The organism is Methylobacterium brachiatum (assembly GCF_020523825.1).
Classification (GTDB): domain Bacteria; phylum Pseudomonadota; class Alphaproteobacteria; order Rhizobiales; family Beijerinckiaceae; genus Methylobacterium; species Methylobacterium brachiatum.
Map to the genome: position 1 here is coordinate 46819 of NZ_JAJALK010000009.1, position 14978 is coordinate 61796.

General features: G+C 70.9%; 9 protein-coding genes. 8 read left to right on the top strand and 1 reads right to left on the bottom strand.

What is annotated here, in order from left to right; translation table 11 throughout:
* Window positions 1–134: 134 nt before the first annotated feature.
* Window positions 135–1544, bottom strand: a complete 1410-nt coding sequence (locus LGR69_RS19535; RefSeq protein WP_230367052.1) for a phosphomannomutase — start codon at window positions 1542–1544, stop codon at window positions 135–137.
* 273 nt (window positions 1545–1817) lie between these two features.
* Between LGR69_RS19535 and LGR69_RS19540 the strand changes: the two genes are divergently transcribed.
* The 8 genes from LGR69_RS19540 to LGR69_RS19575 all read left to right on the top strand — a co-directional run bounded on the left by LGR69_RS19540 (window position 1818) and on the right by LGR69_RS19575 (window position 14490).
* Window positions 1818–2057, top strand: a complete 240-nt coding sequence (locus LGR69_RS19540) for a hypothetical protein (protein WP_230367053.1) — start codon at window positions 1818–1820, stop codon at window positions 2055–2057.
* Window positions 2058–2567: 510 nt separating this feature from the next.
* Complete coding sequence (locus LGR69_RS19545) at window positions 2568–3587, top strand: SGNH/GDSL hydrolase family protein (protein ID WP_230367054.1); 1020 nt, start codon at window positions 2568–2570, stop codon at window positions 3585–3587.
* A gap of 136 nt (window positions 3588–3723) precedes the next feature.
* On the top strand, window positions 3724–4707 hold the full coding sequence (gmd, locus tag LGR69_RS19550) for a GDP-mannose 4,6-dehydratase (protein ID WP_230367055.1): 984 nt from the start codon (window positions 3724–3726) through the stop codon (window positions 4705–4707).
* A gap of 116 nt (window positions 4708–4823) precedes the next feature.
* A complete protein-coding gene (locus LGR69_RS19555) occupies window positions 4824–5177 on the top strand; it encodes a hypothetical protein (protein ID WP_007559306.1) in 354 nt (117 codons plus the stop codon).
* Window positions 5178–5319: 142 nt separating this feature from the next.
* Entirely contained in the window at window positions 5320–8598 is a 3279-nt protein-coding gene (locus LGR69_RS19560; RefSeq protein ID WP_230367056.1) for a glycosyltransferase, read from the top strand.
* A 181-nt stretch (window positions 8599–8779) separates the two neighbouring features.
* Window positions 8780–12706 carry a glycosyltransferase gene (locus LGR69_RS19565; RefSeq protein WP_230367057.1) on the top strand — a complete coding sequence of 1309 codons (3927 nt, stop codon included), beginning with the start codon at window positions 8780–8782 and terminating at the stop codon, window positions 12704–12706.
* Window positions 12707–12810: 104 nt separating this feature from the next.
* Window positions 12811–13530, top strand: coding sequence for a CatB-related O-acetyltransferase (locus LGR69_RS32075; RefSeq protein WP_007559416.1), 720 nt, complete (start codon window positions 12811–12813; stop codon window positions 13528–13530).
* Window positions 13531–14100: 570 nt separating this feature from the next.
* Entirely contained in the window at window positions 14101–14490 is a 390-nt protein-coding gene (locus tag LGR69_RS19575) for a hypothetical protein (RefSeq protein WP_128754930.1), read from the top strand.
* The last annotated feature ends 488 nt before the right edge of the window (window positions 14491–14978 follow it).

Here is a 14978-nt window from a genome sequence, read left to right on the forward strand (position 1 = left end):
GCCGATGTACCCGCCCCCGGCGCATCGGGGCCCCGCTGGCGATCAAACGGCGCGGCCGACATGCACACTTCCGAGCTCACCGCCCGCGCCGCATCGGCCACGCGACGGGCCCGTCGAGCATCGCAGAAGGTTTCTCAGGGCTTCATCGCAGCCGCTGACGCCGCCAGCCCCCACCGGACGAGGTCCTGAGCCTCCGTCGCCGTCCGCGCTTCGGCGTAGCAACGCAGCTCAGGCGCGTTGCCGGAAGCGCGGAAGTGGATTGTGCCTCCGCCATCCAGCCCGATCCGAATCCCGTCCTGCCGGTCGACCGATTGCGGCGCACCGATCGGGCTCAGAAATGCTCGCAGGGACGCCTCGTCGCCGAGCCGCCCGAGAAAAGCGCCGCTGCGCTCCGCCGGCGTGTCGGGCAAGCGGTCGCTCGCCATCTCGCCGACGTCGAGCGCGGCGATCAGTTCGGCCAACGCCACACCGGCCGAGCGCGCGGCGGCCAGCGTGGCCAGCATGGGCAGCATCGCATCGCGCGTCGGCAGCGCCGGCAGGACCGCGCCGCCGATCGCGACATCCGATCCGAGCATGAAGCCACCGTTGGCCTCAAAGCCCGCGACGACGCGGGCCCCGTCGCGCCGCGCCTGCTCCATGCCGGCGATCACGAACGGCGAGCCGACCCGGGTCCGGACCACCTGCCCGAAGCCGCCGGAGCGCTCAAGCGCCGACCCGGCCGTGACCGGCACCGCGACCGCGTCGACGCCGAGGTAGCGGGCGGTGATCAGGCCGAGCACGTCGCCGCGCACGATTCGTCCGGTGCCATCCGCAACCAGGGGTCGGTCGGCATCGCCGTCGGTGGTTACGAGCGCGTCGAACGCGCCGGACGTCATGGCCTGGCGGATGAAGGCGATGTCTTCTGGCCTGTGCGCCTCGGTGTCGATCGGCACGAAGCGGTCCGATCGGCCGATCGGTTCGGGGCGCGCTCCGAGCGCCCCGAGCAGGTCGACTAGGAGGTCGCGGGCGACCGAGCTCTGCTGGTAGACCGCGACGCGCATGCCTGACAGGATGTCCGGGACGAAAGCGTCGCTGTAGCGTCGCCGGTAGCGGGCGATCGCGTCGGGCTCGGGGGTGACCGGGAGAGCCGGCGCGCCATCGACCGCGTCCGCGACCGGCCCGAGGGCCGCCAGGATGGCGGCCTCGTCGGCTTTGGTGATCTCGCCATCGGGCCGGTAGAATTTCAAGCCGTTGCGATCCTCCGGGATGTGGCTGCCCGTGACCATGACGGCGTAGGCGCCCCGCCGCATCGCTTCGAGCGCCAGGGCGGGGGTCGGCAGTGCCCCGCAGTCGATCGCCTCGAAGCCCGCCGCCGCCGCGGCCGCGGCCACGGTCGCGGCGATGCCCGGGCTACTCGCGCGCAGATCCCGCCCAATCACGACGCCGCGGCCGCCGGCCGCGGCGACGGACCGGAAGAACGCGTCGGCGTAGGCGTGGCTCGGCGCTCCAACGAGGTCCGTCACGAGCCCCCGCAGACCGCTCGTTCCAAATTTGAGGCTGCTCACGATATCCCCATCAGCCTCGACGCTGGGCTGCGCTCGAACCGAGAGTGCCGCAGATCGCGCGCGGTCACAATGCGCGGCCTCGCGGCGCCGGCTTGTCCCGGGGGTGGTCCGGGAGTCGGCTGGAGTGTTCATGCGGGTGTTTCACGGCATGTCCCGCGCCGAGAACGTCCCTGCCGTGCGCGTGCCGGGCGAGCAGGTCGGCGCGGAACACGCGCGTCTGATGAAGAGCGCGCCGCGTGCCGAACGCTCTCGGGTCAGCCGCCCCACGCCCCCATGATTCGCGGCCCGCCCAGCCCGACCACTGGCATCGACCAGCTTTTGAAGACCCCCACCATCGCGGACAAGCTGCTGCTTCTGATCGCGGATTACGAATCGCTGAACAGGACGACGGTGATCGGGCGGTTGAGGGAAGTGGCCGGCCGGAACCGGCCGCGGGCGAAGACTGAGGACGGGATCGGCGAGACGCTCATCGGCCCCGTCGCGGACAGTTGGTTGGAGATCGATGACGCCTGACGCCACTGAATCGTCAGCCCAGGCGGCGCACTCGATCCGTCGGCAGATCATGAAGCCGTCCTGACGACGGCCTCGCCGGGCAGGTCGGGAGTCGAGAGGACGCCGATACCGGTCGGGGCTAACCCCCGCCAGCGAAGCCCGTCACCCAACACCGGACGCAGGTGACCCGTTCGCGACGTCGGATGAGTCCGGGGCGATCGCCGGCCCGACCCGGTGGGAGAGATCGGAGCCGATCGGCGATACGCGTTCTCCGAACGGGAAACCGTCCCCCGTCCCCACGACCGCGCGGCGAGTACGGGATCGAAAGGCCGCGTCAGCCAGTGTCTCGTCAGCCTCCGAGCCCCCGTTAGAGCGCCGTCCGAATGTCGCCATCATGATGGCTACTGAGGGTGCGTCCATCCTCCCTTAGCCCGTCGAACTGCGGCGCGCTCGCGGAGGCGACGGGGGTTTGAGCGCGAGATCGGCCGGCGCCCGGAGAGTCCTGACACGGGCGGATCCACGGGAACACGTATGACGATCGATGCACCCGAGTCCGCCGTCGACGCCGAGAAGCGAAAACTCGTCCGCCACCTCGATACCTTCGACGCGAACATCAGGTTTCCGGCACCGTATGTCGGTTTCGCCGGCAGACCCTCGTCGCAGATCTTCGACCACGGCTGGCACTACGACGCGCTCGGGTACCGCAACGATGCCACGATCGGGCCGCGGAGCGCGAATGAGACCCTGCGAGTGCTGATCGTGGGCGATAGCACGATGGTCGACGGCGTCACCGCGGGTGACACCGTCCCCGGCCGGATCCAGACGGCGCTGCGCGCGAGGACTGGGGCAGGCGCCCACGTCTACAATTTCGGCGCCATATCCAGCTGCATGAATCAGATGATCATGCTGACGACCACGAAACTCATCGACATGGACGCGGACGCGATCGTCATCTTGGCCGGTGGAACCGATGTCTTCCAGCCTTGGACCTTCGATCCTCGGCCGGGATACCCGTACAACATGTTCGCCGTCGAGGGGATCTACGACGAGCTGTTCTCCCAAACCCGGCTCCGCGGCGACTTGGATGATCTCGGTCAAGCCGCGATGCAGGATTTGATCTTCACGCGGCTGCGCAACCTGCGAGCGGTGACGCGCTGGAAGGATCCCGCCTGGGAGTGGGAGGTCGTCAGGCACTTCGAACTCGCGGTCGATCGCATCGGCAGGCTGGCCAAAGGGATCGGCATCCCAATCCATATCATCCTGCAACCGATGGTCGTGCGCAAAGCGCAGCTCACTGAGACCGAGCGGACCTTCGCGTCGAGCGAATTTCTAGCCTATCTGGACCGGCAATACGGACGGATCAAAACGGTCGTCGGAGAGTATCACGGTAAATTTGGGGCGCGGCCGTCTTTCCGCATCCACGATCTCAGCGATATCTTCTTTGAGACCGAGCAGCCGATTTTCACCGATATCGTCCATTACAACGATGTCGGCCGGCAGATGATGGCCGAAGCGGTGGCGTCGTGCCTCGACCTCGGCCCGGCAGACTGACCCGCGGCCGGCCGATCGATTCTTGACTTGGAAGGGGAACTGCCCCCGACGGCATCGGCTGCGCCCTGCCGACTTGACGTCACCTCGATGGCAGCCCTAGCAGCCGGGCAGCAACGGGACGGGACGGGACGGTTTCATGACGGGCAAGCGCGCGCTGATCACGGGGGTTACGGGCCAGGACGGCGCGTATCTGGCGCAGCTGCTGCTGCAGAAGGGCTACACGGTCACCGGGATCGTGCGCCGCTCCAGCCATGCCGGGGTGTTCGACCACAGGTTGAAGTGGCTCGGCATCCTCGACGATGTCGAGCTCGTGGACGGCAACCTTCTGGACCAGTCCGCCCTGCTGCGGATCGTCCAGACCGCCAAGCCGGACGAGATCTACAACCTCGCCGCCCAGTCCTTCGTCACCTCTTCCTGGCAGCAGCCGCTGCTCACCGGCCAGGTCACGGGCCTCGGCGCCGTGCACATGCTCGAATGCCTGCGCTCGGTCGTCCCCCAGGCTCGGTACTACCAGGCCTCGACCTCCGAGATGTTCGGCCTGATCCAGGAGGCGCAGCAGAGCGAGACGACGCCGTTCTACCCGCGCTCGCCCTACGGCGTGGCCAAGCTCTACGCGCATTGGATGACGATCAACTACCGGGAGAGCTTCGGGCTGCACGCCTCGAACGGCATCCTGTTCAACCACGAGAGCCCGCTGCGCGGCGTCGAGTTCGTCACCCGCAAGGTCACGGACGCGGTGGCGCGGATCAAGCTCGGCAAGCAGAAGGAGTTGCGGCTGGGCAACATCGACGCCAAGCGCGACTGGGGCCACGCCCGGGACTACGTCCAGGCGATGTGGCTGATGCTGCAGCAGGACAAGCCGGACGATTACGTGATCGCCACCGGCCGCACGACGACGGTGCGGGACATGTGCGTGATCGCGTTCAAGCATGTCGGGTTGAACATCGACGACCACCTGGTGATCGACCCGGCCTTCTTCCGGCCGGCGGAGGTGGAGGTGCTGCTGGGCAACCCGGCCAAGGCGAAGGCGACCTTCGGCTGGGAGGCGCAGACCAGCCTCGAGTCGCTGATCACCGAGATGGTCGACGCCGACATCAAGCGCCTCAGCGCCAACGCCTGAGGGCGCGCGGGCCGACGGGCTCACCGGGGACGCCGCCGGCTCGCCGTGACGCGCGGGACTGGAGTCGAGCGGCCGCCTCATCCATGCTTCTGGGCGATCGGGCGAGATCGGACAGCATGACCACCAAACCCTACACCGTCGAAGACTATGCCTTCGCGCAGGCCGAGTTCTACACCTATCGGCGGACGCTCGCCGACTACGCCGCGCTTCTGTCGGAGGCGGGCGCGTTGCTGCGCGAGCGTACCGACCGGGTGACGGTCACCGGCATCGCGAGCCAGCCACCGAACGGGTCGGCCACGATCGACGGACGGGCCCTGCCCGGGGCCGCCGACATTCAGCGCACGCTGGTGCGCTACCGCGGTGCGTACGAGCGGCTGCGCGCGACCTGGGATGGCCTGCCGCACGCCGAGCGCGCGGGCCAGCGGCCGCCGCCCTCCGAGTTGCCGACCCTGCGGCCCGCGCACCCGTAGGGGGTCCGGCACGGCCGGGGCCGCGGTCGTCCCACCGGCCGATGCCCGGGTTGCGCCGCCGAAGGCCGGGCCCGAGACCCGGTCGTTGCGGCGTGGCGGAGCCGCCGCTATTTGTTGCGCCCGCACGACGAACCGGGACGACATGGACGCCTCGCCGTACTCCGACCTGCCCGCCCCGGACCGTCCGGGGACCGCGCCGGGGCGCCCGACCGAAGCCGATTCCGCGGCCCGGGCGATCCGGGAATCCGGCCTGTTCGACGCCGTCTGGTACGCCGCGCGCCACCCGGAGGCGGCCGACGATCCGCTCGCGCACTACCTCGCCCATCAAGACCGGCCCGGACACGATCCGAACCCGCTGTTCGACACCGCCTGGTACCGGGTCCAGGCCCCGGATGCGGGCGAGAGCGCGCTCCTGCACTTCGTCGCGCGCGGCGCCGCCGCGAAGCTCGCCCCGCACCCGGCCTTCGACACCGTCTGGTACCTCGCCTGCAACGCCGACGTCGCCGGTGCGGGGGCGAACCCGCTGCAGCACTATCTCGCCGAGGGCGGGCGCGAGGGCCGCAACGTCCACCCGCTGTTCGACACCGCCTTCTACCTGCGCCAGCGCCCGGACGTGGCGGAGGCGGGCCTCAACCCGCTGTTGCACTACCTCGCCGACGGAGCCCGGGAGGGGGTCGACCCACACCCGCTGTTCGACAGCGCGTGGTATCTCGCCCGCCACCCGGAGGTCGCCGCGACCGGCGAGAACCCGCTGGTCCACTACCTGAGGATCGGGGCTCAGGCTGGCTACGACCCGCACCCGCTGTTCGACACGGCGTGGTACCGCGCGGCCTTCCCGGAAGCCGGCGAGAACGCGCTGCTCGACTATCTCGGGCGCGAGCCGGAGGCCGGCGCCGAGCCGCACCCGCTGTTCGACTCGCCCTGGTACCTCGAACAGGTGCCGGACGTGGCCGAGGCCGGGGTGAACCCGGCGATCCACTATCTCACCGACGGGGCGCGGGCTGGGCTCAGCCCGCACCCGCTGTTCGATCCGGCGCACTACCTGCGGCAGGTGCCGGAGGCGGCCGACGCCCGGGCAAACCCGCTGCTGCACTACCTGAAGGACCGCGGTGGGACCGACCCGCACCCGCTGTTCGACGCGGCGTGGTACCTGGGGCACAACCCCGACGCGCGCGGCGCGAACCCGTTGCTGCATTACCGCACCCGGGGGGCCGCGCTCGACCCCCATCCCCTGTTCGACGCCGCCTTCTACCGTGCCCGCAACCCGGACCTCGTCGAGACCGGCCGCAGCCCGCTCGCCCATTTCGTCGAGGGCGGCGCGGCGGAGGGGCGCGATCCGCACCCCCTGTTCGACAGCTCGTGGTACTTGGAGCGCAACCCGGACGTCGCGGGCTCTGGTCAGAACCCGCTCGTCCACTTCCTCGGCGACGGCGGCCGCGAGGGGCGCGACCCGCACCCGTTGTTCGACGTCGGCTGGTATCGCGCCCGCGCCCCGGATCTCGGCGACGCCAATCCGCTGGTCCACTACCTGACGCACGGCATCCGAGCCGGCCGCGATCCGAACCCGCTGTTCGACGCCGCGTGGTATCGGGCGCGCCACCCGGAGCTCGGTCCGGACGCCGATCCGCTGGTGGACTACGTCGAGCGCGGGGTCCACATCGGCTCCGAGCCGCATCCGCTGTTCGACGGCGGCTGGTACCTGCGGACCTACCCCGAGCTCATCGACGGCCACGAGACGCCGCTGCACCACTATCTGCACCTCGGCGTCGCGGAGGGGCGGGACCCGAGCCCGGACTTCTCGACCCGCTGGTACCTCGACCGCCACCCGGACGTGGCCCGCGCCGGCCTCAACCCGCTCGCCCACTTCGCCGTCGCCGGACGGGCCGAGGGGCGCTCGCCCCTGCCGCTGGAGGCCCTCCACGCCCGGCGCGTCGCCGCCGAGCGCGTGGCGCTCGCCGGCGAGATCCAGGACCTCCATCGACACATCGGGCTGATGGTGCTGCAGCCGACCTTCGTCGTGCTGATCGATGGCGACGACGCCGAGGCGACGCGCGGCACGCGGGCGTCGCTGGCGCGGCAGATCTATGACCGGGCCATCGCCTGCGAGACGCGCGGCGCCGCCCGCGATGCCCTGCGGGATCGGGCGGATGCCTACCTGCTCTGGCTCAGGGGAGGCGACGAGTTGCCCCCGCGCGCCCTCTACGACCTCGCCTGCGACATCAACCGCGCGCCAGCGGCCGACCTGATCTACGGCGACGAAGAGGTCGCAGGTCCGCGCGGCGCCCTGCCGTTCTTCAAGCCGGGCTGGAGCCCGGACTACTTGGAGAGCTTCGACTATGTCGGCAGGGCGGCGTGCTTCCGCGGCGCCGCGGTGGACGGCCTGCTGGCGGCAGCGCGCAGCGCCTTCGAGTTGACCCTGCACCTCGACGAGGCGGGCGCCCCGGTCCGGCACCTGCGCCGGATCCTGCTGCGCGGTCCGGACCGGCGCTTCGGGCAGGACGAGGGCGAGCGCGCCCTGATCGGCGAGCGGCTGGCGCGCACCGGCCGCACCGGCGCCAAGGTCGAGGTCGCCGCCGGGGCACGCCGTTACGCGGTGGCGCCCGGTCCGCGGGACGAGACCGTCTCGACGATCGCCCTGCTGCCGCTCGGCCGGGCGGGCGAGGAGGCGCGCGCGGTCGAGGCGTTTCTGGGCCGGATCGCGGCGATCCGGGAGGCGTCGAGCCACGGCGCCCTCGACCCGATCGCCGTCCTCGACCGCGCGGATGACCCGGCCGAGACGGCACTGCGGGCGGCGGGGTGCCGCCCGGTGGTCGCCCCCGAGGGCGGTCCGGCGCGCCGGCTCAACGCCGGCGCCCGAGCGGCATCGGGGGAGTTCCTGCTATTCCTCGATCCAAACCTGGAACCGGTCGAGCGCCACTGGATCGAGCGCATGGTGATCCAGTTCGAGAAACCCGCGGTCGGCGTGGTCGGCGCCCGCCTGATCGGTCTGGATGGACAGTTTCGCCACGCCGGCATCGTGGCCCATGCGGGCAGGCCCGAGCCCGTGCGCGAGGGTAACGGCGGGGCGGAGGGCTACTTCTTCAGTGCGGCGGCGGCGCGGAACTTCCTCGCCGTGAGCGGGGAGTGTCTGATGACCCGGGCCGAGGCGTTCCGCGTGGCCGGCGGCCTCGACGCGGAGCTGGGCGCCGGCCTTTGGGACGTCGATTACTGTCTCGGCCGACGCGCGGCCGGCCTCCGGATCGTGTACGAGCCGGGCGCTGTCCTCGCCGATACCGCCCCCCGGCGCGCACCCCGGACGGGTCCCGGCGAGGCCGCGCGGTTCGCCGAGCGCTGGGGCGCGCGGATCGCGCACGATCCGTACTACAACGAGGCCGTCCTGCGCCTCGGACCGCCGGACTACGACGGGTGGCCACAGGCTTGAGGCGCAAGCCCCCGAGTTTACGGCGCCGGCCGGTTCGATTAGTCCGCTCACCCAGATCAGATCCGCGCGGCGATCGTCCGCCTCCCCAAAGTCAAGCTGACATGTGCCCGACCGACCCGATCTCTGCGATCGCGCCCGCCCTGGTCGCGGGTCCGCCGTGCCCGCGCCGCGAGGTGGCGTGATGGCGCCGCGCTTTACCCGGGGCGGGGCTCGGGGCCTGACCGAACTGGGTCGCCCCCTCGGCCGGACGATCGCCCGCGGCGGCGCCGCACGCCTCCTCGGCGCGGGCTGGCGCCGGGGCGGGGGCTTGCTCGGCGACCTCGACGGGCTGTTTCATCGCTGGGCCGGGGCGCCGGGCACGCGCGCGAGTCGCAATCCGCTGGTGCGGCTCGCGGCCCGCGGTGGCCTGCCGCGGGCGACCGACCCGACCGCAGAGGCCGATCAACTCGCGCTGTTAGCGCCCCATTTCGACGCGGCGTTCTACGCGAGCTGGTACGGGATCGGCGGCGAGGCGGCGCTGCGCGATTACCTGCGCACCGGCTGGCGCCAGGGCCGGGACCCGCGCCCCGACTTCTCCACTGCGGAGTACCTCGCCGCGCGCCCGTTCCTCCAGCGCGCCGACATCAACCCGTTCGTGCACTATCTGCGCGGCCTGCTCGACCGGGGGGGCGCGGCGATCCCGCCGCCCGACCTCCGACGTGCCACCCGCCTCGCCCGTCGCCTCGTCGATGCGGAGTATTATCTCGCCGGGAACCCCGACCTTCGGGAAGCGGGCGTCGATCCGGCCGGCCACTACATGAGTTCGGGCTGGCGCGAGGGCCGGGAACCGTCGCCCCATTTCGACATCCCGTATTACTGCCTCACCCGCGGCATCAGCTACGCCGCGGAGAACCCGCTGCTGCACTACGTCCGGCACGGCGGCCAAGCCTGTCCGCTGAGCGAGGACGAGGCGGTCGCGTTTCAGGTCGGCACGATCGCGCCCTACTTCGACGCCGGCTACTACCGCGGCCGCGACGACGATCGCTCCGACGAGAAGCTTCTGCGCGCCTACGCCGCCGGCGAGTGGCGGGCGATGCGCAGCCCGCGCCAGGAGTTCGACCCGGCCGGCTTCGTGCAGGAGCGGGCTGACAATCGCGCCGTGCGCCGCGATCCGTTCTTCCAATACATCGCCGAGACACTGCTGTTGAGCGGGAGGCCGTTCGCGGGCCCGGGCCGGATCAATTTTCCGGCAGTCGACGAAGAGTGGTACCGGGCCACCTATTCCGACATGCGCGGCGGCGTGCGGCCCTACACTCACTTCGCGAGCACGGGCTGGCGCGAGGGGCGCGATCCGGGACCGCGGCATTCGACGCTGTTCACCCTGCTGCGCGTCTGCGGTTTCCGGCCGGAGAAACCGCCGGTCGAGGAGACCGGTTGGATCGCCGAGATCGGCCGCGAGCCGGTCGACCGCGAAGCCTATCTGCACCTCCAGGCAGCCCTGGCCGCGCTGCATTTCGACCATGCCTTCTACCGTCGACGCTACGGCGTGCCCGACGCGGTCGACGCGATCCGCGACTATTGCGAGCGCGGCTGGCGAACGGGGCGCAACCCGCGCGCGGATTTCAACGGGCAGCAATATCTCGACCAGCACGGCTCCGTGCAGGAGACCGGGGTGGCGCCGTTCGTCCACCATCTGGCCACCGCCGTGATGCTCGGCGTCGATATCGCGCCCGGCATATTCGACCCTCGCTACGGCACCCCGCCCTCGGAGGAGGACGAGGCGCTGATGGACGAGGCTCTCTTGATGGAGCCGCACTTCGACGCCGACTTCTACGCGAAGCGCTACCCGGACGTCGCCGGCGCGCGCGGCGGCGCGCTCGCCCATTTCGTCGCCCACGGCCAGCACGAGGGCCGGCTCCCGAACAAGCGATTCTCGTACGAGTTCTACGGTCGGGCCTACGGCCACCTGTTGGCGGCGGGCGAATCGCCGTTCCTGCACTACGTCCGCACCGGCCGCGCCGCCGGGCTGATGGCATGCCCCGAGGATCTCGGCACCTGGCCGCCCATGGAAGCCCCCGCGCCGGGGGAATGGGATGGCCTCCCCTCCGGGCTGCCGATCGCGCGGGCCGAGGTCGTCGTGATCATGCCGATCTATAAGGGCCGCGGCGAGACCCTCCGGGCGATCCACGCCTGCCTCGCCGCACCGCAGAAAACACCCTTCACCCTGCTCGCCATCAACGACCGATCCCCCGACCCGGACCTCACCGCCGAGCTGGCCGAGCTGGCCGGCCGCGGCCTGTTCCACCTCGTCGAGAACGAGCGCAATCTCGGCTTCGTCCGCTCGGTCAACCGCGGCCTGTCGATGCGCCAGGGCCGGGCCGTCGTCCTGCTCAACTCCGACGCCGAGGTCTTCGGCGACTGGCTCGACCGCTTGGTCGCCCATGCCGAGACGCGACCGCGGGTCGGAAGCATCACGCCTTTGTCCAGCAACGCCACCATCTGCAGCTACCCGAAGTTCAACGCCAACAACGCCATGGCGCTTGAGATCTCCCGTCCGGAGCTCGATCAGGCGGCGGCGCGGATCAATCGCGGCCACGCCGTGGAGGTCCCCACCGGCGTCGGCTTCTGCATGTACATGACCGCCGCCGCGCTGGACGCGGTCGGCCCCCTCGACGAGGTCGCCTTCGGCAAGGGCTACGGCGAGGAGAACGACTGGTGCATGCGCGCCCGCAAGGCCGGGTTCGCGAACCTGCTGGCCGAGGACGTGTACGCCTACCATGCCGGCCAGATCTCGTTCGGGCTCGACCTGGGCGGCGAGTATGACCAGGGCCAGGCGGCGCTGCTGGCCAAGCATCCGGACTACCCGGCCGTGGTCGGACAGTTCGTGGCCGCCGATCCCGGCCGCCCGGCCCGGGCGCGGCTCGACCTGTACCGGCTGGCGCGGCACTTCAGCGGTCGGGCCGTGCTGTTCGTGACCCACAGCTGGGGCGGGGGCATCCAGCGGCACATCGAGGACGTGATCGCCCGTCTCCAGGGCGAGGGCACCAGCGTGGTGCTGCTCTCGGTCGACCGGGACCGGAACCTGCGGATCAACGTCTCGTACCGGAGCGGCGAGTATCTGTACCTGCCGAACCTGGAGAGCCTGTACCTGCCCCGCGACGCGGCCGAGATCGCCGCCTTCATCGCGCAGCTGGCGCCGCGCCTGATCCACCTGCACTCGCTGGCGGGTCTGCGCTGGTCGGCGGCGCGGGCGATGATGGACCTCGTTACCGGATCGGGACGGCCGTATGCCTGGACGCTGCACGACTTCTCGCCGGTCTGCCACCGCAACCACCTGGTGATGCCGGACGGCAGCTATTGCGGGCTGGCGCCGGTGCCGGTGTGCCGGGACTGCCTGGCTTCGGACGCGGACGGTTACGAGGAGCCGGATCCGGGCGAGCGTCGAGGTGTGTTCGGACGGTTCCTGGCTGGCGCGGCGCGCGTGTTCGCGCCGTCGGCCGACACCGCCGGGCGATTGCGCGAAGTCTATCCCGACCTGGCGATCACGGTACGGCCACACTTCGAGGCCGACCGCCGGATCCGCCCGGCGACCCGCAAGCGCGGGGCGGGGCGGCGTCGGGTGGCTGTGCTCGGCGCCATCAACATGATGAAGGGCGCGCGCTTCCTCCAGGCGCTGGCCACGGACGCGCGCGACCGGGACCTACCGATCGACTTCACGATCATCGGCTTCTCGGACCCGGCGCTTCGGCCGGCCCTGGCAGCCGCCGGCGTCACCGAATCAGGTCGTTACATGAGCGACGACGAGGCCCTCGACCTCACCGCGCGGTCCTTCGCCGATCTCGTGCTGCTGCCGGCGATCTGGCCGGAAACCTACTCCTACGCCCTGACCCTCGCGCTCCGCACCGGCTTGCCGGTGGCGGCCTTCGATCTCGGCGCCCAGGGGGAACGGCTGCGCGCTTATCCGCAGGGGCACGTGCTACCCTACGCCCTCCTGAACGATCCGGCCGCCTTCAACGACCACCTGTTGTCGGTCGACGTCGCGCCGCGCGGCCGGAGCCGTGGACCGATCCAGGCGGCCGAGTACGACGATCTCATGCGCGACTATTACGGATTGGCGCCCGCCCCGTGAGCGGGCAGGGCGCATGACGCCCGCGCTCATCGCCCATCAAACCGGCAAGCCCGCTCCGGACAGGGCCGCGCCGATCCCGCTTTTGCCGCGCGCGAGGACGCCGCATGATCTCCGTCAACGAGGACATGAAGCAGGAGATGCTCCGGCGCGGCATCTCGGTGCTGCACCCGGCCCCGTTCGGCCTGCCGGAGGATTGCACCTTCGAGCCGCCCTGCAGCATCAAGTGGATGGGGATCGATTACTGCCTCACCATGGGGGCGTTCTCCTACGCGGTGAGCGGCTATTATTTCGGCGCCGACATCGCCCGCTACTGCTCGATCGGCGAAAGCGTCCAGGTCGGGCGCGGCAGCCACCCGGTCCATTGCGGCTCGACCTCGCCGCTGTTCTACACGCACCATTCCGCCGTGTTCGACCGCCTCGACCCGCGCGCCGAGGATTACGAGATCTGCGGCCCCTACCTGTGGCCCAAGCGGGTGCGCATCGGCAACGACGTCTATATCGGCCACGGCGCCTTCCTGATGCCCGACATCACCATCGGCGACGGGGCGATCATCGGCGCCATGGCGGTGGTGACCAAGGACGTGCCGCCCTACGCGATCGTGGCCGGCAGCCCGGCCCGGGTCGTGAAGATGCGCTTTCCCGACAAACTGATTGAGCGCTACCTGGCGGTGCGCTGGTGGCGCTACGCCTTCTGGGACCTGCGCCAGTGCTCGATCACCGACCCCGAGAAATTCCTCGACGCGGTGGAAGAGCGGATCGCCGGCGGGATGCAGGAATACCGCCCGGACCTGATCCCGATCCAGTCGCTGATACCGGGCGCCTGAGGATCGGACCGCGCGGGCTCTCACTATCCTGCCGCTCCCGGTCGCCGAACGGTCGGCTGCGCGATGGCGATCGAGCCCGCCCCCCGGCCCGTGAGTCCCAACCCGGTGACGTCGAGGTGATCAGACGGCACCGGCGGCGATGTCCGCGCGGTGCTGGTCCGCCAAGCGCTGGCCGGGCATCGCTGGCGGTATCCGTCGATCGCACGCCGCACCGCTGTCCCCGCCCGTCGCGGTGCCGGGAGGCGGCGAGCGCCGGCACGTCGCAGACCTCACCGCCATGGCGGTCGTCCGGACCGGCGCGCTGCGCCCGCCCGAGGCGTGCTCGCCCGTACCACCGCCGCCAGAGACGCCGGCCTCGGCCCGAGGTCGCCCCGCGCGAGTGCGCCCAAAGCCCACCGACGTCGCGAGGGGCGATCCGGCGCCCCGCGCGGTATCGTATCGCCAAGACCCGACCCACGATCCCCCGCGGTTCGGCCATCCGACACGCGGCGCGACACACGCTTGAGCGCTCCGCCCGCCTCGATCGCGCTGTTGCGGACGCCGATGGCGACGCGGGTTTCCGATTGTGCCATGGCGATCCCGACGGTCGGGCGATCGCAGCCGGCACGCACATGGGGGTCGCACCCCACCGGGGTCGAGGCCGCCGGCCTTGACCTCACCGCGCGAGGGACGGATGTTGAAGGGACGCCGGCGCCGTTACCGGCCGGCTTGGAAGCACGCCATGACCCGTATCGCGATCCCGCCGGTGCAGTCGGTGCAGCGTTGAAACTGGATGATCCGGAACGCGAGGCGGTCGCCGATCGCATCATGACGGAGTTGAGCGGCTTCGCCCGTGAACTCGGCCTCTATGAGGGCATCGCACGCGGCATCATCGAGACGGTGGTGGCCGACATGCCGAATGGCTCCGACGAGCAGATCCTGACCGCAGCCCGCATGCTGATGGTGATGACCTCGGCCTAGAGGCGTCACGGGGGGCGCCGACGTCTCCGTCCCGGCGTGGGGTCCGTCCGCCCAAAGACACATGCATCCGGATCCCGGCGGTTCTGTCGCCCGAACCGACGACGTGCATCCCGATCGTGGAGCGTGCCGGTTCCCGGGCAAGAACGACGTCGGGAGGCCGCTTCGTTTCCGGCAAGCGTCGAGGCGGGCGGATCAGCCGAGGGGGTGGCGTGCGTCGGCTTCGGTGGCGGGCGACCTGTCGCGAGCATCCATCGCCGCCGAGAGCCGACTTGACCGATCCCGGTCCCTCGGGTCGGTCAGCGACTGCGGGTCGTGAGAAAGCGCCACCGAGCCGCCGGTGGTGATCCCGGCCATCGCGCGATGGCGCAGTCGTTCGCTTGGCTCGCGCCGGGCCTCCGGCTCACCGGGCCACTCGCCCCCACATCGATCTGCTGACGGGGCGGCGGAGCGTCCGCTCTCACCGGCGTTTGAGCCCGTCCGCGACGAGG

What these genes read in the sequence shown, in the direction of transcription:
- LGR69_RS32075 (WP_007559416.1), top strand. Translation starts at nt 12,811, where the DNA reads ATGATCTCCGTCAACGAGGACATGAAGCAGGAGATGCTCCGGCGCGGC.
- LGR69_RS19565 (WP_230367057.1), top strand. Translation starts at nt 8,780, where the DNA reads ATGGCGCCGCGCTTTACCCGGGGCGGGGCTCGGGGCCTGACCGAACTG.
- LGR69_RS19540 (WP_230367053.1), top strand. Translation starts at nt 1,818, where the DNA reads ATGATTCGCGGCCCGCCCAGCCCGACCACTGGCATCGACCAGCTTTTG.
- LGR69_RS19545 (WP_230367054.1), top strand. Translation starts at nt 2,568, where the DNA reads ATGACGATCGATGCACCCGAGTCCGCCGTCGACGCCGAGAAGCGAAAA.
- LGR69_RS19560 (WP_230367056.1), top strand. Translation starts at nt 5,320, where the DNA reads ATGGACGCCTCGCCGTACTCCGACCTGCCCGCCCCGGACCGTCCGGGG.
- gmd (WP_230367055.1), top strand. Translation starts at nt 3,724, where the DNA reads ATGACGGGCAAGCGCGCGCTGATCACGGGGGTTACGGGCCAGGACGGC.
- LGR69_RS19555 (WP_007559306.1), top strand. Translation starts at nt 4,824, where the DNA reads ATGACCACCAAACCCTACACCGTCGAAGACTATGCCTTCGCGCAGGCC.
- LGR69_RS19575 (WP_128754930.1), top strand. Translation starts at nt 14,101, where the DNA reads ATGGCGATCCCGACGGTCGGGCGATCGCAGCCGGCACGCACATGGGGG.